Source organism: Ancylobacter amanitiformis, from assembly GCF_030814815.1.
Taxonomy (GTDB): Bacteria; Pseudomonadota; Alphaproteobacteria; order Rhizobiales; family Xanthobacteraceae; genus Ancylobacter; species Ancylobacter amanitiformis.
Window position 1 is genome coordinate 538,276 of the sequence record NZ_JAUSVR010000001.1, and the last position, 21,523, is coordinate 559,798.

General features: G+C 68.1%; 18 protein-coding genes. 10 read left to right on the top strand and 8 right to left on the bottom strand.

All coding sequences use genetic code 11. The features are described from left to right. Positions 1–32 precede the first annotated feature (32 nt). From QOZ99_RS02345 to QOZ99_RS02370, 6 genes are all read right to left on the bottom strand, one after another. A complete protein-coding gene (locus QOZ99_RS02345; protein ID WP_306888269.1) occupies positions 33–734 on the bottom strand; it encodes a Crp/Fnr family transcriptional regulator in 702 nt (233 codons plus the stop codon). A gap of 385 nt (positions 735–1,119) precedes the next feature. Then, positions 1,120–2,289, bottom strand: a complete 1,170-nt coding sequence (locus tag QOZ99_RS02350) for a M20 aminoacylase family protein (protein ID WP_306888270.1) — start codon at positions 2,287–2,289, stop codon at positions 1,120–1,122. Positions 2,290–2,307: 18 nt separating this feature from the next. Continuing rightward, positions 2,308–3,177, bottom strand: coding sequence for an ABC transporter permease subunit (locus QOZ99_RS02355; RefSeq protein WP_370876777.1), 870 nt, complete (start codon positions 3,175–3,177; stop codon positions 2,308–2,310). Next, on the bottom strand, positions 3,174–3,896 hold the full coding sequence (locus QOZ99_RS02360; RefSeq protein WP_306888271.1) for an ABC transporter permease: 723 nt from the start codon (positions 3,894–3,896) through the stop codon (positions 3,174–3,176). Before QOZ99_RS02360 ends, QOZ99_RS02355 begins: the two co-directional genes overlap by 4 nt. Before the next feature lie 59 nt (positions 3,897–3,955). Beyond that, on the bottom strand, positions 3,956–4,738 hold the full coding sequence (locus QOZ99_RS02365) for a transporter substrate-binding domain-containing protein (RefSeq protein WP_306888439.1): 783 nt from the start codon (positions 4,736–4,738) through the stop codon (positions 3,956–3,958). 26 nt (positions 4,739–4,764) lie between these two features. Continuing rightward, a complete protein-coding gene (locus QOZ99_RS02370; protein ID WP_306888272.1) occupies positions 4,765–5,538 on the bottom strand; it encodes an ABC transporter ATP-binding protein in 774 nt (257 codons plus the stop codon). Between the two features lie 475 nt (positions 5,539–6,013). On the opposite strand from QOZ99_RS02370, the gene QOZ99_RS02375 reads away from it, so the two are divergent. The 5 genes from QOZ99_RS02375 (at position 6,014) to QOZ99_RS02395 (ending at position 13,116) form a co-directional block, all read left to right on the top strand. Then, positions 6,014–9,193, top strand: coding sequence for an ATP-binding protein (locus QOZ99_RS02375; protein ID WP_306888273.1), 3,180 nt, complete (start codon positions 6,014–6,016; stop codon positions 9,191–9,193). Between the two features lie 95 nt (positions 9,194–9,288). Further along, complete coding sequence (locus QOZ99_RS02380) at positions 9,289–10,413, top strand: YcaO-like family protein (RefSeq protein ID WP_306888275.1); 1,125 nt, start codon at positions 9,289–9,291, stop codon at positions 10,411–10,413. Then, positions 10,410–11,180, top strand: a complete 771-nt coding sequence (locus tag QOZ99_RS02385) for a TfuA-like protein (protein WP_306888276.1) — start codon at positions 10,410–10,412, stop codon at positions 11,178–11,180. Before QOZ99_RS02380 ends, QOZ99_RS02385 begins: the two co-directional genes overlap by 4 nt. 147 nt (positions 11,181–11,327) lie before the next feature. Further along, complete coding sequence (locus tag QOZ99_RS02390) at positions 11,328–12,506, top strand: gluzincin family metallopeptidase (RefSeq protein WP_306888277.1); 1,179 nt, start codon at positions 11,328–11,330, stop codon at positions 12,504–12,506. Positions 12,507–12,588: 82 nt separating this feature from the next. After that, positions 12,589–13,116 carry a hypothetical protein gene (locus QOZ99_RS02395; RefSeq protein WP_306888278.1) on the top strand — a complete coding sequence of 176 codons (528 nt, stop codon included), beginning with the start codon at positions 12,589–12,591 and terminating at the stop codon, positions 13,114–13,116. 92 nt (positions 13,117–13,208) lie between these two features. On the opposite strand, the gene QOZ99_RS02400 is transcribed toward QOZ99_RS02395, so the two are convergent. After that, positions 13,209–13,721, bottom strand: coding sequence for a hypothetical protein (locus QOZ99_RS02400; RefSeq protein WP_306888280.1), 513 nt, complete (start codon positions 13,719–13,721; stop codon positions 13,209–13,211). Between the two features lie 168 nt (positions 13,722–13,889). On the opposite strand from QOZ99_RS02400, the gene QOZ99_RS02405 reads away from it, so the two are divergent. The 3 genes from QOZ99_RS02405 (at position 13,890) to QOZ99_RS02415 (ending at position 19,249) form a co-directional block, all read left to right on the top strand. After that, on the top strand, positions 13,890–17,030 hold the full coding sequence (locus QOZ99_RS02405; protein ID WP_306888281.1) for a cyclic nucleotide-binding domain-containing protein: 3,141 nt from the start codon (positions 13,890–13,892) through the stop codon (positions 17,028–17,030). A 276-nt stretch (positions 17,031–17,306) separates the two neighbouring features. Then, the gene (locus QOZ99_RS02410; RefSeq protein ID WP_306888282.1) at positions 17,307–18,818 is read left to right on the top strand and encodes an FAD-dependent oxidoreductase; all 1,512 of its coding nucleotides are present in this window, start codon (positions 17,307–17,309) and stop codon (positions 18,816–18,818) included. Between the two features lie 41 nt (positions 18,819–18,859). Beyond that, the gene (locus tag QOZ99_RS02415; protein WP_306888283.1) at positions 18,860–19,249 is read left to right on the top strand and encodes a cupin domain-containing protein; all 390 of its coding nucleotides are present in this window, start codon (positions 18,860–18,862) and stop codon (positions 19,247–19,249) included. A gap of 180 nt (positions 19,250–19,429) precedes the next feature. On the opposite strand, the gene QOZ99_RS02420 is transcribed toward QOZ99_RS02415, so the two are convergent. Continuing rightward, entirely contained in the window at positions 19,430–20,314 is an 885-nt protein-coding gene (locus tag QOZ99_RS02420) for a LysR family transcriptional regulator (RefSeq protein ID WP_306888284.1), read from the bottom strand. A gap of 88 nt (positions 20,315–20,402) precedes the next feature. Here QOZ99_RS02420 and QOZ99_RS02425 point away from each other — a divergent pair, with 88 nt between their 5' ends. Together QOZ99_RS02425 and QOZ99_RS02430 are read left to right on the top strand one after the other, a co-directional pair. After that, positions 20,403–20,831, top strand: a complete 429-nt coding sequence (locus tag QOZ99_RS02425) for a CidA/LrgA family protein (RefSeq protein ID WP_306888285.1) — start codon at positions 20,403–20,405, stop codon at positions 20,829–20,831. Continuing rightward, positions 20,797–21,516 carry an LrgB family protein gene (locus tag QOZ99_RS02430; RefSeq protein WP_306888286.1) on the top strand — a complete coding sequence of 240 codons (720 nt, stop codon included), beginning with the start codon at positions 20,797–20,799 and terminating at the stop codon, positions 21,514–21,516. The genes QOZ99_RS02425 and QOZ99_RS02430 overlap by 35 nt, the downstream gene beginning before the upstream one ends. Positions 21,517–21,523 lie beyond the last annotated feature (7 nt).

Genomic DNA, 21,523 nt, shown 5'->3' on the forward strand with positions numbered 1-21,523 from the left:
GCCCGCGCCCGACATCGCGCGGCGCGGCCGCATCACTCCTCGGAAAGTTCCTCCTTGAAGGAATGGTCGCGTATGCGCGGCTGGTCCAGCAGGACGACATTCAGCAAGGAACTATGGACCTCTATCCGCCCATTATAGTCGATGAACCCGAGACGGCGAAACTTGTTCATGAAGAAGCTTACGCGGGACCGCGTCGTTCCGATCATCTCCGCCAGCGTTTCATGGCTAATCTTCATGATGATCGGTTCCGGCTTTCCTTCCTTGCCAAAATTGGCCAGAAGGAGGAGAAGCCGCGCCAGCCTCTTCTCGCTCGAATTGAACAATTGATCGACGAGATCCTCCTCCACGCGGATATTGCGTGACAGGAGATGCGCGATGAACAGATCCGAAAATTCCGGCTCGTCATGCAGGACGCCGAGGATGGTCGCCTTCTCAAGCCGTGAAATCACCGAGTCCGCCAGCGCCGTGACGGTGGCCATGCGCAGGACCTGCCCGGCAAGGCACCCCTCGCCGAAAAAATTGCCCACCCCGAGAATGGCGACGATGGCCTCCCGCCCATGCTCCGACACGACGGCAATCTTCGCCTTGCCGCTCTGTATGTAAAAAACAGCGTCAGCGGGGGATCCTTGTGAGAATATAATGTCTGATTTTTGGTAGGTTATTATACTGCGTCCGTCGCCGACCCTGGCGAGGAATGCTTTCGGATCGAATGAATGCGATCGATCTCGGGGCATGAAATATCGCTCACCTTTCCCCCATATGGAATTATTTTATTTTTTTATCGAACAGAATATATGAAAATTCATTCATATTCCGGACATGAATACCATTACGATGAAAGCGTCGAGAAATTCATAAATAATAACTTGTATTTATTGTTCAAGAAATTCTCATTCATATTTCTGCGAGTTCATCTATCTATAAACTATACATTCACCGAAAATGTTCCGCGAATATAGAAATTTTCTACGATGGTTCTCCGGCGATCCCTGCATTAACAGGACACCATCGCCCGGCTGGGCAGCTGCGGCGGCGATCTCCAGGTTGCACCCGACGCGATGCCGCAGCACCGCGCGCCGTCGCCGGCCGGACCGGACCGGTCAGACATGATGATCGCGATCACACGCGCGGCAGATAGGCCTCGACCAGTTCGGTCCAGAACGCCGCGCCGACCGGCAGCAGGTCGTCGTTGAAATTATAGCCGGGATGGTGAAGCGGACGATCCGCGTCCGACATGCGCGCGCCGAGGAAGAAATAGCTGCCCGGACGCTCCCGCAGCATATAGGCGAAATCCTCGCTGCCCATGCTGGGGCGGGCCATGTCCCTCACCTGCCCGGCCCCGGCGAAGCGGATGGCGAGATCGCGCACGAAATCGGTCTCGGCCTTGTGGTTGATGGTGGCGTCGTAGCTGCGCTGGTAATCGACCATGGCACTCATGCCATAGCTCGCCGCCTGCCCCTGCGCGACCAGCCGGATGCGCCGCTCCAGCTCGTCGCGCACGGCGGGATCGAAGGAGCGGATGCCGATCACCAGTTCGGCGCGCTCGGGGATGACGTTGCTGGCGGCTCCCGCATGGAAGGCGCCGACGGTGATCACGGTCGGGTCCATCGGGTGGATGTTGCGGGAAATGATGGTCTGCAGCGCCATGACGATGGAGGCGCCGGCGACGATCGGGTCGGCCGTCGCCTGCGGCTCGGCGCCATGCCCGCCGAGGCCGTTGACGGTGATGCGGCACTCATCCACCGCCGCCATGATCGGTCCCTCCCTGACCGCGAAATGACCGAAGGCAAGATCGGGGTCATTATGCAGCGCGAACACCGCGTCGCAGGGAAAACGGTCGAACAGCCCCTCCTCCACCATGATTTTCGCGCCGCCGAAATTCTCCTCCGCCGGCTGGAAGATGAGATGCGCGGTGCCGTCGAAATTGCCCCGCTCGGCGATCGCCCGCGCCGCGCCCAGCAGCATGGCGGTGTGGCCGTCATGGCCGCAGGCATGCATCAGCCCCGGCGTCCGGCTGGCATAGGGAAGGCCGGTCTCCTCGAGGATCGGCAGCGCGTCGATATCGGCGCGGATGCCGATCGAGCGTCCGCTCGTGCCGCTGGACAGCGTGGCGACAAGGCCGGTTTTGGCGAGCCCCCGCGTCACCGCGTAGCCGAGCGCGGCAAGCTCGCGGGCGATGATGTCGGAGGTGCGCACTTCCTCAAGCCCGAGTTCGGGGTGTGCATGCAGGTCGCGGCGCAGCGCGACGAGTTCCGGGAGCGCGTTGGTAAGCGCTGCGCACACGTTCATGTCAGGCACTCCTGCATCTCAGACGCTTCGGGTCGGGATCTTGTTCTCGAAATAGCGGAAGGCCAGCACCAGAAGGGCGGTGAGCAGCAGGTAGATCAACGCCAGCAGCAGCAACGGCTCATAGGTGAGATAGGTCACCTGCCGGATCTTGGACACCACGGCATAGACGTCGATCACCGTGATGGTGGCCACCAGCGGCGTCGACTTGAGCTGAAGCACCGTTTCGCCATTGAGCGTCGGCAGCGCCCGATGCACGGCACGCGGCAGCCAGATGCGCCAGAACAGCTTCCAGCGGCTCATGCCGAAGGCGCGGGCGGCTTCCAGTTCGCCCCGCGGCACGCCGGCGAAGGCCCCGCGCATCACCTCGCCTTCATAGGCGGCGAAGGAGAAGGTCAGCGCGGCGACGCCATAGGGCCAGGCCTCGCGCAGATAGGGCCAGAGAAACGATTGCCGGATCGCCGGAAATTGCGGGAACAGCGAGCCCAGCCCGTAATAGAGCAGCCAGAGCTGCAGCAGCAGCGGCGTGCCGCGAATGATGGTGCAGAACCCTTGCGCCAGCGCTTTCAGCGGCCACGGCCCGGTCACCTGCACCAGCCCGATCGGCACGGCGATGGCGAAGCCGAGGATCGAGGTGCTGGCCAGCAACAGCAGCGAAACACCCACGCCCCAGGCCAGCGCCCCGGCATATTGCGGCAGCCAGTCCCAGCGCAGGAACCAGATCGCGCAGAACACGAGCCCGCCCGCGACGGCCATCAGCACGATCCGGTGCGGCTTGAAAAAGCCTCGCGCGCTCGGCAGGTGGGTCAGTGCCGTGGCCTCGACGGTTGTCTCCTCGGGCGGCAGTTCGACCAGCAAGGCGGCCTCGCGCGCCCTCTCCTCCGCTCTCATGACGGCGCCGCCCATCCGCGCCGGGCGCGGGCTTCGATGAAGCGGATGATGAGATTGGAGACGAGCGTGAGGATGAGGTAGAGCGCCCCGGCGGCGCAGAAGAACAGCATATAGGCCTTGGTGGCGCCGGCGGCCTGCCGCGTCACCAGCGTCAGTTCGCTGAAGCCGACGACGGCCAGCAGCGCCGTATCCTTGGTCGAGATCAGCCACAGGTTGGAAAGGCCGGGAATGGCATGCGGCAGCATGGCCGGCAGCGTGACCCGCCGAAGCGTGAGCAGCGGCGACATGCCATAGGCGCGCGCCGCCTCGATCTGCCCGGCCGGCACGGCGAGGATCGCCCCGCGCAGCACCTCGGTCGCATAGGCGCCCTGCACGACGCCGATGACGAAGATGCCGGCCGCCAGCCCGCTGATATTGACCGTGCCATAGCCGAGCGCGGCGGCGGCGCGGTTCAGCAGATCCGTACCGGCATAGTAGAGCAGCAGGATCAGAACCAGTTCGGGCACGGCGCGTACCAGCGTCGTGTAGATCTCCATCAGGTCCTTCACGACAGGTCCGCCATAGAGCTTGCCGCAGGCGCCGCCCGTGCCGAGCACGAGGCCGAGCGAATAGCCGCCAAGGGCGATCTTGATCGAGTTGAACAGGCCGGCCAGCAGCACGCCGCCCCAGCCCGGCGGCTCCAGCGCCAAAAGGCCCCAGTTGATCACGTCTGCCGTCATGGCGTTCCCTCGCCCTGGAGGAAGGGGCCGGCGCGCGCGGCCGGCCCGCCCCGGGTGGATCAGCCGCCGTAGACGTCGAAGTCGAAATACTTCTTCGAGAAGGCGTCATAGGTGCCGTCGGCGCGGATCGCCTTGATCGCCGCGTTGACCTTGCCCTTCAGCTCGGTGTCGCCCTTGCGCAGGCCCACGCCCACGCCCGCGCCGAGAACAGCCGGATCATCCTTCACGTTGCCCTTCAGCTCGCAGCACTGCTTGCCCTGGTCGGTCTTCAGGAAATCGGTGAGCGCGATGGCATCCGCCTGCACGGCGTCGAGACGGCCGGCGGCGAGATCGTTATTGGCCTCGTCCTGCGTCTGGTATTCCTTCACCGTGGCGCCGGCGGGCGCGAAATACTTGTTGGCATAGTCCTGGTGGATCGTGGCGACCTGCACGCCGATGGTCTTGCCCTTGAGGCCCGCCGGCGTCGCGTCGAACGCCTCGCTCTTGGGCCCGATCACGCCGGTGGGTGTGTTGTAGTACTTGTCGGAGAAATCGATCGTCTTCAGCCGCTCCGGCGTGATCGACATCGAACCGACGATCATGTCGATCTTCTTGGTCGTCAGCGCCGGGATGATGCCGTCCCAGGCCACCGGGGTGATGACGCAGTCGAGCTTGGCCTGCTTGCAGATCGCCTGCGCGAACTCGATTTCCCACCCCTCCCACTTGCCGGAGGCGTCGGGCGAGGCGAAGGGCGGATAGGGCTCGGCGGCGACACCCACCTTGACCGGCTCGGCGGCCGCCGCGCAGACGCCGGCGAGACCGAGGATGGCGGCGGCGGCGATCGTCTTGAAGGTATGCTTCATCATATTCCCTCTGGTTCTTGAGCTTTTCAGTGAACGGAGCTGATGAACTTCCTCAGCCGCTCCGATCGGGGGTCGCCGAAGATCTGCTCCGGCGGCCCCTGTTCCTCGATCACCCCCTGAGCGAGGAACACGATGTGGCTGGCGACGTTGCGGGCGAATTTCATCTCGTGCGTCACGAGGATCATCGTCCGCTTCTCCTTCGCGAGATCGCCGATCACGCCGAGCACCTCGCCGACCAGTTCGGGGTCGAGTGCCGAGGTCGGCTCGTCGAACAGCATGGCGTGCGGCTGCACGGCCAGCGCCCGGGCGATCGCCGCCCGCTGCTGCTGGCCGCCCGAGAGGAAGGAGGGGTAGACGTCGCGCTTCTCGAACAGGCCGACCCGCCGCAGCAGCGCCTCGCCCCGCTCCATGGCCTCGGCCCTGGGCACGCCGAGCACGTGCACCGGCGCCTCGATGACGTTCTGGATGATGGTCATGTGCTGCCAGAGGTTGAAGCTCTGGAACACCATGCCGAGCCGGGCGCGCAGCCGCTGCACCTGCCGGCGGTTGGACGGCGCGAGGCCGCCATGGCCGTCGCCCTTGAGGGCGATGGCCTCGCCGCGGATCGCCACCGAGCCACTGCTCGGGGTTTCCAGCATGTTGATGCAGCGCAGGAATGTGGATTTGCCGGAGCCGGAGCCGCCGATGATGGCGATGACGTCTCCTTCATGCGCGGTGAGCGAGATTCCCCTGAGGACCTCCAGCGCGCCGAAGCGCTTGCGAAGATCCCGGACGGCGATGGCCTCGGCGCGCTCCGTCATCGCGGGCGTTTCGCCGCCGAGCTTTGGGACATCTCGCGCATGCCACACCTTTCGCTGCTGGGACCCGGTTCCCGGCGGAGCAGGCGACACCGGGATCGCCTGACGATCCACCGGCTCCCGCGTCCTTCCGACACCCTCAGGTTGCCCTGTGTGAACCAGTTATTCAAGCGTACAACAAGATTCGCGGTGTATTTTTGTGCAGAACGACAAAAGCCTCTTTTGCAATCAATGGGATGGGTGCTGACGTCCGTCACGCGATGCGCCGCGCGCGGCGGGCCGCGGCGGTATCCCCGGCGGAGCCGGCAAGAAAGGCCAGCAAGCAAGACCCGCAGGCAAGTCCCGCAGGCAAGGCCTGTTCCTGCCCTTGCCAGCCGCAACCCCGGCAGGAAAGGCCGGAATCAAAGCTGTCGCGTTGCCGCCGCGGCATGGGCTAGTATGCGCGGGAGGGATCGGTTCCGCGTCTCGGAGTTCACCAATGACGCCAGCACGCGAGATCACGTCGCGATCGAGCTCGCTGTCAGGCGAACGCCTGCAGGTGACGGCCCTTTTCTATGACATCGTCGGCTCGGTGCAGTTGCTCAACCGCCTTGATCCCGAAGAGTTCGGGGGAATGCAGCGGAGGCTGCACAACGCGGCCGCCGATGCCATCCAGCATTTCGGCGGCACGGTTCAGCAATTGCAGGGCGATGGGGGATGCGCCTATTTCGGCCTCCCGGTTCCCCTGGAGGATGCGGCGGAGGCCGCTGTCGGCGCCGCCCTCGACCTGATCGCGCGTTGCGAAAGACAGCAGCGCGAGCAGGGCACGCCCTTGATGATCCGCATCGGCATCGCCACCAGCATGGTGGTTGTGGCCGCCACCAAGGGCACCGGGCTGCCGGGACAGGCGGAAATCATCGGCATCGCCCCCGCGCTGGCCGCCCGCATCCAGGCGGATGCCGCGCCCAATTGTGTCGTCGTCGCCGATTCCACCTATCGCCTCGCCGCCGGGGCGTTCGACTTCGAGCCGCTCGGCGAGCGGTTGCCCAGCGGCTTTTCCGAGCCGATCAGCATCTGGCGCGCCCGCACGCGGCGGCCGACGCCGGATCGCTTCACCGCAAGCCGCCGCGTGGGCGCGCCGCTCATCGGCCGCGAGGAAGAGCTGGAGGCCTGCCGGCGCCACTGGGCGCTGGCGCGCGCGGGCAAGGGGCAGTTGCTGGTGCTGCATGGCGAGGCCGGCATCGGCAAGTCGCGGCTGGTGGCGGAACTGCGCGCCGAACTGGGCGAGGCGGGCCATGCCGTCACCCTGCTGCAATGCCGGCCGCGCGGCGACACGCGCCCTCTCCACCCGTTTCTCGATCTGCTGGAGCCGGGCCTCGGATCGACCGCCGACGGCGTGCTTTCGGCGGCTCAGGTGCGCGCCGGCCTGCACGGCCGGAATCTCGAGATTTCCGACGACGATGCCGCGATCATCGCCTTTCTCTGCGGGCAGCAGGCCGGCCACCATCCGCCCGCGCCGCACCCCCGGGTCACGCCATCATCCGGCGCGCACGGGCTGGACCTGACGGCGGAGGAAATACGCGCCCGCGGACAGGATGCCGTGCTGCGGCTTCTGTGCGGGCAGCCGGGCCCGTGCCTCATCGTCATCGAGGATTTCCACTGGGCGGACAGTCTGACCGAGGCGGTGGTGGCGCGGCTGCCGCAGGTCATCGCCGGCCTGCCCGTGCTGGTGCTCGTCACCGCCCGCGACCGCGCGACCTGCGATGCGCTTGCCGGCCCCAATGTGTCCTCGCTGGCCCTGTCGCGCCTCGAAGCCGAGGAAACCTCGCAACTGCTGGAAACGATCTGGAACGCGGCGCGGACAGCCGGGGATCTCCCCGCCGGATCGCCGCTGGCCGAATTGCCGCCGGCGGGCTCCCTGCCCCCGGGGCTTGCCGCCTTCGTGCATGGGCGCTGCGATGGCGTGCCGCTCTTTGCCGAGCAGCTCACCTCGCTGCTCAAGGAGACGATGGAGAAGCAGCCGGCCGAGGACCGTTCCCTGCCGACCGACTGGAACGACGCGCTGCCGGGCGGCGCCGTGCTCACGCTGCAGGACCTCATCGCCGCCCGCCTGTCGGCGCTGGGCCCGCTGCGCCGGCTGGCGCAGGTCGCCGCCGTGATCGGCCGCGCCTTCACCCTCGACCTGCTGACCCGCCTCCTCGATGGGCCCGCGCTGCCGGTCTTGCCGGAGGAGGCGGTGCGCGAACTGGTGCGGGCCGGCATTTTCGAAGCCCAGCCCTCCGGGAGCACGCCCCCCTCCGGCGCCACGGAAGCCTGCCGTTTCCGCCACGTGCTGATCCAGGAAGCGGCCTATGACAGTCTGCTGAAGGCTGAGCGGCGCCTTTTGCACGCCCGCATCATCGATCTCGTCAGCACCGGCGCGGTGCCCCCGCTCGCCGATGATGCACTCGCCTGGCACTATGAGCAGGCCGACCGGCCGCTCGATGCGGCCCGCTGCGCGATCAACGCCGCCATGGCATGCATTGCCCGCTCGGCCATGCTGGAGGCCGATCGGCTGCTGAATGTCGCCCAGCGCCAACTGGCCGACATGGCGGCGGAACGGACCCGCGACCTGCGGCTCGAACTGCTCTCCGCGCGCGGTCCCGTCGCGGCGGCGCTGTTCGGGCGCGGCTCGCCGCAGGCCAGCACGGTCTATGATGAAGGCGTGGCGCTGTGCAGCGCCTCGACCACGCGCGACCGGGCGCAGTGGTTTCCGCTCTACTGGGGCTGGTGGTTCACCGCGCCGAATTACGAGGCGCAGAAGGCGCGCTCGGATATCGTGGTGCGCGACCTTGAGACGACGGCCGATCCCGAGGTACGGCTGCAATCCTTTCACTGCGCCTGGGCGACAAATTTCGATGCCGGGCGCCATGCCTATTGTCTCGATTGCGTCGAGGCCGGGCTGGCGCTCTATGACGAGCCGCGCGCCCGGCTCAGCCGCGTGCGCTATGGCGGGCATGATGCGCGGGTGTGCGGCCTCGGCGAGCGGGCGCTCTCCTCCTGGTTCACCGGCAACGAGGTCGGCTCGACGGACGCCATGGCCGAGGCGCTGGACTGGGCCGAGCGGATCGACCATCCCGACAGCCTGTTCCACGCGCTCGACTACGCGGTCGGCCTCGCCCGCTTCACCAATGATTTTCCCCGCGTGATCGCGGTTGCCGCGCGCATGAACGCCATCGCGCAGGAGCGGACCCTGCCGGGCGGCCGGGCCAAGGCAAGGCTGTTCGGCGGCTGGGCACAGGCGCAGCTTGGCGCGCTGGACGCGGGCGTCGCCGAATTCAACGAGGGCTTCGCGCTGCAGCGGGAGATCGGCACGGAGGAGAACCTGCCCATCTATCGCGACATGGAAGCCGAATTGCTGGCGCAGTCCGGCCGATATGACGAAGCCTGCGCCATCGTCGAGGAGGCGATCGCCAGCAGCAGCCGCAGCGGGCAGGTATTCTGGCTTCCCGAACTCTACCGACGGCGTGCCCTGCTGCGGCGCCATCTGGGTGCGGGCGCCGACGAGACCCTGCTCGATCTTCACCGCGCCGTGGCACTGGCTGAGAGCCAGGGCGCGGTGGCGCTGGTCCGGCGCGCCCATGCCGATATCGATGCGCTCGGCGGATCGCCCGGCCCCATGACGGGGCCCGCGCCGTGATGACGGCCGACCCGCTCTCCCCCCTCGGCGTGAGCGGCACCTTGGCCGACGAGTGCCGGCAACGCGCGCCGGCAGCGGAGGAGGCCCATGCTCGAATGAGAGCGCTGGTGAGCGGCCTGCTCGCCCGGCGGCGCCAGTTCGGCATCACACGCCTCGGCTCCATCACCCGGCTCGACCGCGTCGGTATCACGGTCACGCAGGTGGTTCGCCCCCTCGCCCTGTCCAATGCCGTCTGCCAGGGCAAGGGGCTCGATCCCCTGCGGGCGGCGGCCTCCGGGCTGATGGAGGCGCTGGAAAGCTGGTCGAGCGAGACCATCGCGCCGGCGCGGCTCACCAGCCGGGCGGCCATCGACATGGAGAGCGAATTGCGCACGCTCTATGCCGGCAGCCTGCTGAACCGCGGCGATCCCGGCTGGGACCGCATCGCGCTCGGCTGGATCGACGGCTGGGACCTGTTCACCGGCCGGAGCCGGCCGGTGCCGGCGGCGCTGGTCGATACGATCTACACCTACCCGTCGCCGCACCCCGTCGCCTTTCCCCGCACCACGACCGGGCTGGCGGCGGGGGGCACGCTGCACGCGGCGATCCTGCATGCCGGCCTGGAGGTGCTGGAACGCGCCAGCATTGCCGATGCCGCGCGCCGGCCTGGCTTCTTCGCCCGCTCGCAGCTGGACGGCGCGGCGATCGGCTGGCCGCTCTCCGCCTTCCTCCTCGGACGGATCCACGCGGCGGGGCTGGTGGCCGGCATCTGGCGGGTGGAGACGGATCACGGCCTTCCCGTCTACTGGTGCCATGTGCTGGAAAACAGGGGTACCGCCGAACTTGCCCCGCTGCCGGGCGAGGGCTTCGGCTGCGATTTCACTCATGACGGGGCGCTGGCCAAGGCGTTGCTGGAGGCCTGCCAGGCGCGCGCCACCGCCATTGCCGGCACGCGGGAGGACATCACGCGCAGCTTCTACCCCGCGCAGCACGACCGCGCCGGCCTGGAAGCGTGGCGCCGCCGCATCGTGAAGGTCGCCCGCCCCTGCCCGCCCCCGCGCGAGGTGGCCGCGCCCGATGGCCCCTCGCCGGCGCTGGAGCCGTTGCTGCGGGCGTTGCAAAAGGCCGGCGCGAAGGCGGCGTTGGTCGTGCCGCTGCTGCGCCTCGACGAGCCGCGCGTGCAGGTGATCCGCCTCGTGGTGCCGCCGCTGCGCCACGTCCCGGTACCGGTGACGTCATGAGCGCCACGGGCGACATCATCGTCTTCCTCGGCCCCACACTGCCGCGCGAGGAGGCGGCGGCCTGCCTCGATGCCACCTACCTGCCGCCCGCCGAGCAGGGCGCATTGGCGCAAGCCGTGCGCGACTACAGGCCGCGCGCGGTGGTGCTGATCGACGGTTCCTTCGCGCGGGTGCCGGCGGTGCGGCACAAGGAAATCCTCTGGGCCCTCGCGCAGGGCATTCCGGTATTCGGCGCGGCGAGCATGGGCGCGCTGCGGGCGGCGGAACTGGGCGCGGTCGGCATGCAGGGCCATGGCTTCATATATCGCTGGTATGCGCTCACGCCGTTCGCCGATGACGACGAGGTGGCGGTGGCGATGATGCCGGCCGAACTCGGCGCGGGCGCGCTGAGCGAGGCGCTAATCAACATCCGCCTGACCCTGCGCGCCGCCCGCCGCGCCGGCATCGTCTCGCGCGAGCAGCAGCGGGCGCTGGAGGCGGCGGCACGCGCCACCTATTTCATCGATCGCCAGTACCCGGCGATCATCGCGCACGCCCGCCTCGCCCTGACAGGTCCGGCAAGGGCGGGGCTCGATCGGTTCGCGGAGTGGTGGCCGGACAATAGCGTCGACCAGAAGCGCACGGATGCGCGCGGATTGCTGCGCCGGCTGGCGACCGCGCCCGACCTGCTGCGCCCTCTCGCCCACCGCCCGGTCTTCCGCATGACGGAAGCCTTCGCGCATGACCTGGATGCCGCCGGCCTGCGGCCCGACGACTTCCTCCGGTAGAGCCGGTTCGCCAGTTGCGGGCTCCCACGCCAAGCCTCGCGCGGCACCCACTTTACGCAAAGTGAAGTCGCATCGTGACACCGGCGCCATTGCTGTGCAAGATTGCGCAGCGCGGGGTGGAGGCCACCGATGTACGGCGAGAACGCAGTGCGTTCGAACAGGCAGGCCGACATCGCCCGGCTCGGCACGCGTTTCCTCATTTTTCCGCAGCCTCCCTTCATTCCCGGCTATGAACGGCCGGAGACGGTGTGGCTCTCGACACCGCTGGGCGGCGTGACGACCGGGCCGGCGGACCGGCGCATGTATGTGGTCGATCCTGTCGGCGCCAAGACGCCCTATCTCTACCCCTATCTCCCGCCCTTTTCCGGCGGGCTCCATCCGCCCGCCAGTGCCGGGCCGGACGGGCATTTCGACCATCTCGCCATCGGCACGCGGGAGTTTCAGGCGGCGCATGTCTTCGCCTGCGTGCGGCGCGTGCTCGACATCTGCGAGAGCTATTGGGGCGAGGAAATTCCCTGGTTCTTCCAGCCGACCTATCCGCGGCTGGAAATCGTGCCGCGGCTGAGCTGGGGCAATGCGCAATCGGGCTTCGGCTTTCTCGAACTCGGCGAGGATGCCTCGCGCGGCGAGCCGCAGCCCTTCGCGCTCAATTTCGACGCGGTGGCGCACGAGATCGGCCATCTCGTGCTGTTCGGCACGATGGGCCTGCCGAGCCGCAACCCGCCGCACGAATATTACGCCTATCACGAGGCGGTCTCGGACTTCATCGCGCTGATCGGCCTGCTGCATTTCGACACCTCGCTGGACCTGATCCTGCGGCGCACGCGCGGCAACCTCTTGCTGACCAACGAACTCGACCGCTTCGCCGAATTGAGCGACGAGCAGCAGGTGCGCCGCTTCAACCACTCGCTGACCATGGCCGATGTCGGCCGCGAGGTGCACGACCTCTCCAAACCCTTTGCCGGCGCCCTGTTCGACGCGCTGATCGAGATCTACCAGGTGCTGCTCTTCGAGCGCGGCCTGAGCAATCTCGATCCGCGCGCGTTCTGGAACCTGCGCAACGAATTGTCGGAGGAGCGGCTGGAGGAAGAACTGTCGGCCTCGCTCAGCGACTATGAGCGGCGCCATTTCGCGGTGAAATCCATTCTGGAGGAAGCGCGCGACATTCTCGGCGAGGTGCTGGCGGGCTCGTGGCGCGTGCTCGATCCCGCCCGGCTGACCTATGCGCAGGCGGCGCAGGCGATGATCGATGTCGCCGACGCCCGCGCCACGCGGCGCTTCGCCGATCGTTTCGAAGCCTGCTTCGCCTGGCGCGGCATTCTCTAGGCGCCGGAGGGAGCTGCGGTCTCACGCCTTTGAGGGGGAACGGACCGCAGGTCCGTGCGGAAACAACGGAGGAACGACCACCATGCCATCCGAGATGATACCCGCGCCGTCAGGGGCGCCCGTGTACAAGCCGAACGAGATCCTGCTTTACGGGGTGAAGCTCAACGACAAGCATGATTTCGCCGAGATCCCGTTCGATTCCGAGGTCACGGTGCAGCAATCCACCATCGCGCTGCGCCTTCTGGTGCAGAAGACCGGCGACGCGCTGGGCACCAAGCCGGTGGAGCGCGACCGGGTTTCGATCATCGTCGCCTATGGCTATGCCTATGAGGGCGGCTGCTACCGCTTCGACAAGCCGCGCCTCCTGCTGTTCGCGCCGGCCAGCGAGGAGGCCAACGCGCAGGGCTGCGGCTTCGAGGGCTTCAATCCGCCCTACAAGATGTGGCGCATCACCGCCAAGACCATGCTGCTCGAAGTGGCAACCTCCGTCGGACTGGCCGAGGATCTGGTGCTGACGGCCAACCTGCCGGCCAACCGGCCGCCCAATACCTATGGCAACCACATGGAACTGGCCCATCGCGGCGGGAAGCTCAACCGCGGCGGCGGCTGAACGTGCCGATGGCGCGTTGTCTCCGGCGACGCGCCATCGGATTTGTCACCGGGAAGCATTATCCCGGGGCAGCGTCGGGGACTGTGCCGCCGTCACATGCTCGTCTTGGCGTCGGGTTTTCCCTCGCGCGGCACGAAGCCATCATCGATCGCAACGGGCCGGCCATCGTCGAGGATAGGCAGCTCCGTTTCCTTCCAGCCATTGCCGTCCACCGGCCTGGGGCCGGATTGCCATCGGGCGGCGCGGAGGCGCAGCCGTCCCTTCAGCACCCCGCCGAGACCTCCCTCTTCCCGGACGGTGAAGGAAACCTCACCTGAGCCGGCAAGGTCTCCATCGTATTTTTCCACCGGGTCGAGAAACTGCGCGATGTCGTGAACGATCACCCATTTGGGCGAGCCCGCCGCGATCAGCTTGACGCTCACCGTCATCGAAGCCTCCTCCGTGCCGCGAGCCGCGTCACGCGCGCCATGATTGCACGGACCGAGCATGCCGCCGCCTGCCGGTTCTGTAAAGCGGCCGCGAACGCTGCGGGGCGGCAGACTTCCCTTGCGGCAGATACACACTCGCGCCTCGCCGCCGCTTTCGCTGCCATGCATCGCGTTCATCTGATATCCTGCGCCGGTAAAGCCGCGCGGGACGGAAGATGCACCGTGGAGCGTTTGCAAGGCCTTCCGCTGGAGAGCCGACTGCCGGGACGGCGCATCGCCCGCCGGTCAGCCCGCCGCTGTTCATCCCGGCCGGCGCCCGTGGCTGCCTGACGAAACAATAGAGATATGATCAATATTTTTGGTTATATCTGGAAGAACAGCAGGCGCGAGCAGGTCAAGATACTCGCCGTCGTTCTTCTCTCTCTTCCCTTCTACTATTTATCTCTCGACCTCCCGAAATACATCATCGCCGATGCGCTGCAGGGGCGCGCCTTCCCGGACGGCCAGTCCATCGCCCGGCTTTTCCATGTCGCGATACACCTGCCCGCCGCGCTGGGCGGTCCGCGTACGCTGTTCGAGGGGGTGTGGCTGGACAGGCTGTCCTATCTGTTCGCGCTGTCCGGCCTGTTCCTGCTGCTGGTGCTGATCAACGGGCTGTTCAAATATGTCGTGAACATGCGCAAGGGAGCGCTGGGCGAGCGGTTGCTGCAGCGCCTGCGCTTCGACCTGTTCTCCGCCCTGCTGAGTTTCAAGCCCGAGACGCTCCAGCGCATCAAGCCGTCCGAGGCGGCCACCGTCATCAAGGACGAAGTGGAGCCGATCGGCGGCTTTGTCGGTGACGCTTTCGTGCAGCCGGTGTTTCTCGGTGGGCAGGCGGTGACCGCGCTGGTCTTCATCCTGGTGCAGAACGTGCCGCTCGGGGTGATCGCCGCCAGCATGATCCTCGTGCAGGGCCTGATCATCCCGCGGCTGCGGCGCGAGCAGATCCGGCTGGGCAAGCAGCGCCAGATCGTCTCGCGCGCCTTTGCCGGCAAGATCGGCGAGGTGGTGGAGAGCATCGGCGAGATCGCCAATCACGGGACGGCGGCAGTCGAGAAGGGACAGGTGGCGCAGCGGCTGGAGCAGCTCTTCGGCATCCGCTACCGGCTGTATGAGCGCAAATTCGCGGTCAAGATGCTCAACAACCTGCTGGCGCAGATCACCCCCTTCCTGTTCTACGCGGTCGGGGGCTATTTCGCGCTGACCGGGCATCTGGACCTCGGCCAGCTCATCGCCGTCATCGCCGCCTATCGCGACCTGCCCTCGCCGATCAAGGAACTCATCGACTGGGACCAGCAGCGGCTGGATGTCGAGGTGAAGTTTCATCAGGTGGTCGAGCATTTCGGCCTGCAGGGCGACGATTTCCCCGGCGATGGCGCGAGCGGCGAGGAGGCCGCCGGGATGCAGGCTGCCGGGATGCAGGCTGTCATGGGACAGGCCGCGGGGGGGCCATTGCTGGGTATGCCGGTCGCGGGAAAGATCGCCGCGCGCGGGCTCACCGTCGTCAATCCGGCCGGCGACTGCGTGCTGGATCGCATCTCGCTGTCGCTGCCGATGCAGAAGCATATCGCCCTGCGCGGCGAGGCGAGCGAGGGGGCGGGCGTCCTCGCGCAGCTGCTGGGCGGGGGCCTGAGCGCGAGCGAGGGCACGCTGACCCTTGCCGGCGTCGCGCTTTCGAGCCTGTCGCGCACCGCGCGCGGGCGGCTGATCGCCTATGTCGGGCCCGAGCCGGTGGTGCTCGACGGCACGCTGCGCGACAACATCCTCTACAGCCTGCGGCGGGCGGAGACCGGCGGCGCCCACCCGCTCGGCTGGTCGATCGATCCATCCCGCGCGCAGGCCGCCGACGAGGCCGAACTCGCGCGCAAGCTGCTTGATGCGCTGCGCATCGTCGGTCTGGCCGACCCGGTGTTCCGCCTCGGCCTCGCCCGCAAGCTGGATGTCGATGCGGCGGCCGAACTGGTGGCACGCACCCCCGAAATCCGCGACCGCATTCGCGCGAAGCTTGCCGCACGCGGCGCCGGGGCGGCGATCGAGCCGTATGATCCCGCGCGCTATGCGCGCAACGCCAGCATAGCCGAGAACATCCTGTTCGGCGTGCCGAACGATCCCGCGCTGATCGGCGAGCGCCTTGCCGATCACGCACCGCTGCGCTCCGTGCTCGCCAGCCTCGATCTCGTCGAGCCGCTGGTCGGAATCGGCCGGCGCATGGCGGCGACGATTCTGGAAATCTTCCGCGACCTCTCGCCCGGCCATGTGCTGTTCGAGCGGTTTTCCTTCATCGCGGCGGAAGACCTGCAGGGCTACCGGGAGTTGCTCGCACGTTTCGAGGCCGGCGCCGCCGCCGAGGCCGACCACACGCGACTGATCGGGCTGGCCTTCCTCTATATCGAGCCGCGCCACCGCCTCGGCCTGCTGGATGGCGCCATCGAGGGCCGGCTGCTGGCGGCGCGGGCCGCCTTCCGCGAACGGATCGCCGCGGAGCCCGAGCCGTCGATCGTCTTCTACGATCCCCAGCGCTATTGCGCCGCCGCGCCGCTGCGCGACAACCTGCTGTTCGGGCTGCTGGCGCATGAGACGGCCGACGAGGCGATCCGCGACACGCTGGAAGAGTTCGGCCTCGACGCCGATGTCTATCGCTTCGGCCTCGACCAGCCGGCCGGCTATGGCGGGCGCCTGCTCTTTCCCGCCATGAAGGCCCAGCTGGCGCTGGCGCGCGGCCTCATCAAGCAGCCCGAACTGCTCATCCTCAACAATGCCCTCAATGCCTTCAGTCGCATGGAGGCGCGGCAGATCCTCGATCGCATCCGGGTCGCGATGGCCGGCCGGACGCTGATCGTCGCCGGTGGCGATATCGGCCCGGAGCATGGCTACGACCTGACCGTGGCGTTCGCGGGCGCGCGGCTCGCCGGGGTGCAGGACGCGGCCGGGGCCGTGCTGCCGCAGGAGGCGCCGGCTCCTGCGGCGAGCGGATCGACGGAGCCGGGCGTGACGCCCGATCGCGAGGAGGAAATCCGCGCCCTGCGATCCGTCACCATCTTCGCCGATCTCGACATCGCGCAACTCAAGCTGCTCGCCTTCACCAGCGAGCGCGTCACCTTCGCCGAAGGCGAGGTGCTGTTCCGGCAGGGCGACGAGGCCGATGCCGCCTATGTCCTGCTGTCGGGCACGGCCGATGTGCTGATCGAGACCGATGGCCGACCGCCGGTCCGTGCCTCGCGCGTCGTGCCGCACGCCATCATCGGCGAGATGGGCCTCGTCACCGGCGACCCCCGCTCGGCGACCATTCTTGCCACCGCGCCGATCGAGGCCCTGGAACTGCGCAAGGACGTGTTTCTGGCGCTGCTCACCGAATTCCCGCCCATGGCGCTGTCGGTCATGCGCCTCATGGCGCGACGCCTGCAGGACAATCTCGCCACCGTCCGCCGACAGGGGCGTGACGGCTGACGGTTGACGGCTGACAGCTGACGGCTCGGCCGCGCGCGTTTCGGCGTCGCCACAACCGCCCCGCCCGCCCACCTGCGCCGCCTCGCCCGCTGACAAAGGTCCCCGTCCTTGTCCGGGCGCCTCTCGTTGCCATTGCAGGCCGCATCCACGCATCCACGCATCCGGGCGGGGCGAATATCCCGCCGGGTGTCGAAGCCACCCGGAAGCTTGCTCCAAATGGCTGGCAAGGCGCATCATCGGCAGGCTGGCGGGCACCCGAGCCGAAGGATCACGCGCATGAGCGACAGCGTTCTCATCGTCGGCGCAGGCCCCGTGGGGCTGACCCTGGCGCTCGAACTGGCGCGCTACCGCGTACCCGTGCGCCTGGTTGACAGGATGACCGCGCGCGAAACCACCTCGCGGGCCGTCGCGCTATGGCCGCGCACGCTGGAACTGCTGGAACGGGCGGGCGGCGGCCTCTCGGAGGAACTGGTCCGGCTCGGAAACAGGGTGGAGGTCGCCAACATCTTCGCCGGGCGCCAGCCGATCGCCCGCATCGCCTTCGCCGAGATCGCCACCCCCTATCCCTTCGTGCTGATGCTGCCGCAGAGCGAGACCGAGCGCGTGCTGGTGCAGCGGCTGGAGGCGCTGGGGGTGCGGGCGGAGCTGGGAGTGGGGCTGGAACATGTGGCGCCGGATGATGACGGCGTCACCGCGACGCTGCGCCATGCCGATGGCCGGGCGGAATCCGCGCGCTTTGGCTGGCTGATCGCCTGCGACGGCGCGCATAGCGTGATCCGCCACGCTCTCGGCCTGTCCTTCGAAGGCGATACGCTGGGCAATGACTGGGCGCAGGGCGATTTCCACATGACGGGCGTGCCCTTCCCGCCCAATGAATTCGCCACCTGGTGGCACGGGGAGGGCCCGGCCGTGCTGTTCCCGCTGGGCGGCGGCCGCTACCGGCTCATCCTCGGCCTCGGGCCCTCAGGCCCGGAAGTGCCCCCGCCCCCGGCGCCGGCCGCGTTTCAGACCCTGCTCAACCGGAGGGGCGCGAACGACATCGTGCTGACCGACACGCTGTGGACCACCTCCTTCCGCATCAATGAGCGGCAGGTGAACCGCTACCGCGCGGGTCGCGTCTTCCTTGCCGGCGATGCCGCCCATGTGCACAGCCCGGCCGGCGGCCAGGGCATGAATACCGGCATGCAGGATGCGATGAACCTCGCGTGGAAGCTCGCGCTCATCGCCCGCGGCCTGTCCCGCGCGCGCGTCCTGCTCGACAGCTACGATCCCGAGCGGCGCGCCGTGGGGGCGGAGGTGATCGCCTCGTCCGGCCGGCTCACCCGGCTCGCCACGCTGCAGAGCCCCGTGGCCCGCCACATCCGCAATGCGGTGCTGCCCTTCGTGCTCGGCCTGCCGCCGGTGCAGCACACGCTCGAGGGCACGCTGACCGAGACCTCGACGCATTACGCGCAGAGCCCGCTCAACGGCGTCTCATGGCAAGCCGGCGCGCAGGCGGGCGCGCGCATGGTTCCGCTGGCCGGCGAGCCCCCCTATGGCGCGGGCGACACACCCCGCTTCACGCTGCGCGCCTCCCCCTCCGCCGGGCCCCCGCCGCCGGGCCTGCTCGATGCGCTGATCGATCCCGTGCTGCGGCCCAACCCGGTCAGCGGCGGCATCGAATTGGTGCGGCCCGACGGCTATCTCGCCATGGCCGTCGCCGATGGCGAGTGGGAGCCGGTCGCGGCCTATCTCGACGCCATTTCACCGCGCCCGCCCGCCGATTCCATTCCGGCATCGTTCATCTGAGCCGGCGGCCCGCCGATGCCAAACCTGAGGGAAGCCCTGGAATGAGCCTGAGCTTCCCGCATTCGAAGGGGACTGAACTCCCCGTCCGGATCCCGGCCATCGGGCTCGATCTGTTCGTGCGCCTGCCGCCCGCCACGAGCGGGGGCGAGTTCTGGCTGATCGAGACGATCAACGCCCCGGGCGCCGGCCCGCGGGCGACGTGGTCTGCATTCCGGGCGGGGGAGCACGGCTTCGTCAATGTGACGGACGCGCCCGCCCGGCAGCTCATCCTCATGACCCCCGCCCTCGACGCCGCCGCCTTCTTCACCGAGCTTGCCGCCATCATGCATGACGGCATCCCCGACCGCGAGGCGCTGAACGCCTTCGGCATCAAGTGGCCGGGTGAATTCCTCGCCCCCCCGGTGAGCCGCAGCGAGCAGCCCACCGGCTAGGCTCGCCCGTCTCACGCGGCACAGACCAAGGGAGAATGGTGGGCCGGGCAGAGGCCGCGCCGCTCGACCGGCCAGCGATCCCGCATGCAGGGCATTCACCGGGAACGGGATCTTTCGCTGGCGGCATGGTGGCCGATCCATGCGCCACCCGCCGCCCCGCCCGCCGGCTCCGGGGCGATATCACGCGGGCGCGTGCACCTCGCGCACCAGCGCCAGCCAGGCCTTCGCCGCCTCGGAAAGGAAGGCCCCGCGCCGCCAGCACATGGCCATGATCCATTCGGTGCCGGGTTCGTCGAGCAGCACCTGCCGCACCGCCGGGTCAGGCCGCTGCGCGGCGATCAGACGCGGCAGGAAGGCGACGCCGAGCCCGGCGGCGACGAGTTGCACCATGAAGTCGATCTGGCTGCTGCGCGCCACGATGTCGGGCTCGAAGCCGGCGCGGCGCGTCGCGTCGAGGATGATGCGGTTCAGCGTGAAGCCGCTGTCGAACAGGATGAGCGGCGTCTGCCGGAGGTCCGCGAGGGTGAGACGGCTCTCGACGCTGAGCGGGTTGCCGGCCGGAACGAGGGCGACGAGCGGCTCATGCCGCACTTCCTGCCACTCGAACTCCGCCGATGTCGGCAGCAGCGCCCCGGCAAAGTCAATTTCGCCCGCACGCAGGCGCTCTTCCAGTTCATCGCTGCCATATTCGGCGAGCCGCACCTCGATGCCGGGATAGTGGCGGCGATAGACGGCGAAGAGCGGGGCGAACAGCGTCGCGCTGCCCACCGGCGGCAGGCCGAGCTTGAGCACGCCACGCTTCAGCCCGCGAATCTCGTCCAGCTCGGCGACGAGGTCGTCGCGATCGGCCAGCAGCCGGACGCCACGGCGGTACACGACCTCGCCCACCGGCGTCAGCAGGCTGCGATGGCCGATGCGGTCGAGCAGCGGCGCGCCGATCTCCTCCTCCAGCTGCTTCACCGCCTTGCTGACGGTGGACTGGGTGGCGAAGACGGCCTTGGCGGCCTGGCTGAAGCCGCCCTGCCGCACGACCTCGACAAAGGCACGCAGGGTCCTGAAATCCATGTCTATTCCATATCAGAATGGTCATTAGTCAGACAATTCATTTTCATCATGCTGCGCTGCGACATATAGAGGGACCAGGAGCCTTGCCATGTCGCACCACACACCCTTCAATTCAGCTGCCCGCATCGTCCGTCACAGCGCGCTGTGGCAGGCCGCCGTCGTTGGCGGCTTCTGGCTTGCGGGAGAAGCGGCGGTTCGCGTGCTGGGCATTCCACTGCCCGGCGGCATTGTCGGACTGGCGCTGGTGCTGGGGCTGCTCGCCACCCGCCGCGTGCGCCTGCGCAGCGTGCGGCGCGGGGCCAATCTGCTGCTCGCCGACATGCTGCTGTTCTTCGTGCCAGCCGTGCTGGCCGTGCTCGACCATCACGAACTGATCGGCCTGCTCGGCCTCAAGATCCTGTTCGTCATCCTGCTCAGCACGGCGGCGGTGATGTTCGTCACCGCGTTCACCGTGGACCTCTGCTATCGCTGGAGGGCCGACCATGCCCATAACCATGCCGAGCCCCTGGCTCGCTGACGCGGCCGGCCGCGTCCTCCTCTGGTCGCTGGTCACCATCGGCTTCTACTGGGGCGCCAAGCGCCTCTACCGGCGTTGGCCGCGCTGGTGGCTGTCGCCGCTTCTGGTGACGCCGCTGCTCATCGGCGCCATCGTTCTCGCGCTGCATGCCAGCTATCGCGACTATATTGGCGGCACGCGCTGGCTGATCCTGCTGCTCGGCCCGGCGACGGTCGCCTTCGCCATTCCGATCTATGAACAGCGCGGACTGATACGCCGGCACTGGCCGGTGCTGCTCGTCGGCATGGTGGCCGGCAGCCTGACCGCCATGCTCACCAGCTGGGGCCTGGCGACGCTGGTCGGGCTCGACGGCGCGCTGCGGCTCAGCCTGCTGCCGCGCTCGATGAGCACGCCCTTCGCGATGGAAGTGGCCGGCGACATCGGGGGCATCCCCGATCTGACCGCGGTCTTCGTCGTCATGACCGGCATTGCCGGCGCGGCGATCGGCGATCTGATTCTGGCGCGGCTGTCGCTCCGTTCGGCACTCGCCCGCGGCGCGTTGTTCGGCGTCGGCGCGCATGGCGCCGGCACCGCCCGCGCGCACCAGATCGGCGCGACAGAAGGCGCGGTGGCGGGCCTGGTCATGGTGCTGGTCGGCCTCATCAACGTGCTCTGCGCGCCCCTGCTCGCGGCCCTGCTGCGGTAAGGTCGCG

What these genes read in the sequence shown, in the direction of transcription:
- QOZ99_RS02345 (WP_306888269.1), bottom strand. Translation starts at nt 734, where the DNA reads ATGCCCCGAGATCGATCGCATTCATTCGATCCGAAAGCATTCCTCGCC.
- QOZ99_RS02350 (WP_306888270.1), bottom strand. Translation starts at nt 2,289, where the DNA reads ATGAACGTGTGCGCAGCGCTTACCAACGCGCTCCCGGAACTCGTCGCG.
- QOZ99_RS02355 (WP_370876777.1), bottom strand. Translation starts at nt 3,177, where the DNA reads ATGAGAGCGGAGGAGAGGGCGCGCGAGGCCGCCTTGCTGGTCGAACTG.
- QOZ99_RS02360 (WP_306888271.1), bottom strand. Translation starts at nt 3,896, where the DNA reads ATGACGGCAGACGTGATCAACTGGGGCCTTTTGGCGCTGGAGCCGCCG.
- QOZ99_RS02365 (WP_306888439.1), bottom strand. Translation starts at nt 4,738, where the DNA reads ATGAAGCATACCTTCAAGACGATCGCCGCCGCCGCCATCCTCGGTCTC.
- QOZ99_RS02370 (WP_306888272.1), bottom strand. Translation starts at nt 5,538, where the DNA reads ATGACGGAGCGCGCCGAGGCCATCGCCGTCCGGGATCTTCGCAAGCGC.
- QOZ99_RS02375 (WP_306888273.1), top strand. Translation starts at nt 6,014, where the DNA reads ATGACGCCAGCACGCGAGATCACGTCGCGATCGAGCTCGCTGTCAGGC.
- QOZ99_RS02380 (WP_306888275.1), top strand. Translation starts at nt 9,289, where the DNA reads ATGAGAGCGCTGGTGAGCGGCCTGCTCGCCCGGCGGCGCCAGTTCGGC.
- QOZ99_RS02385 (WP_306888276.1), top strand. Translation starts at nt 10,410, where the DNA reads ATGAGCGCCACGGGCGACATCATCGTCTTCCTCGGCCCCACACTGCCG.
- QOZ99_RS02395 (WP_306888278.1), top strand. Translation starts at nt 12,589, where the DNA reads ATGCCATCCGAGATGATACCCGCGCCGTCAGGGGCGCCCGTGTACAAG.
- QOZ99_RS02400 (WP_306888280.1), bottom strand. Translation starts at nt 13,721, where the DNA reads ATGAACGCGATGCATGGCAGCGAAAGCGGCGGCGAGGCGCGAGTGTGT.
- QOZ99_RS02405 (WP_306888281.1), top strand. Translation starts at nt 13,890, where the DNA reads ATGATCAATATTTTTGGTTATATCTGGAAGAACAGCAGGCGCGAGCAG.
- QOZ99_RS02410 (WP_306888282.1), top strand. Translation starts at nt 17,307, where the DNA reads ATGAGCGACAGCGTTCTCATCGTCGGCGCAGGCCCCGTGGGGCTGACC.
- QOZ99_RS02415 (WP_306888283.1), top strand. Translation starts at nt 18,860, where the DNA reads ATGAGCCTGAGCTTCCCGCATTCGAAGGGGACTGAACTCCCCGTCCGG.
- QOZ99_RS02420 (WP_306888284.1), bottom strand. Translation starts at nt 20,314, where the DNA reads ATGGATTTCAGGACCCTGCGTGCCTTTGTCGAGGTCGTGCGGCAGGGC.
- QOZ99_RS02425 (WP_306888285.1), top strand. Translation starts at nt 20,403, where the DNA reads ATGTCGCACCACACACCCTTCAATTCAGCTGCCCGCATCGTCCGTCAC.
- QOZ99_RS02430 (WP_306888286.1), top strand. Translation starts at nt 20,797, where the DNA reads ATGCCCATAACCATGCCGAGCCCCTGGCTCGCTGACGCGGCCGGCCGC.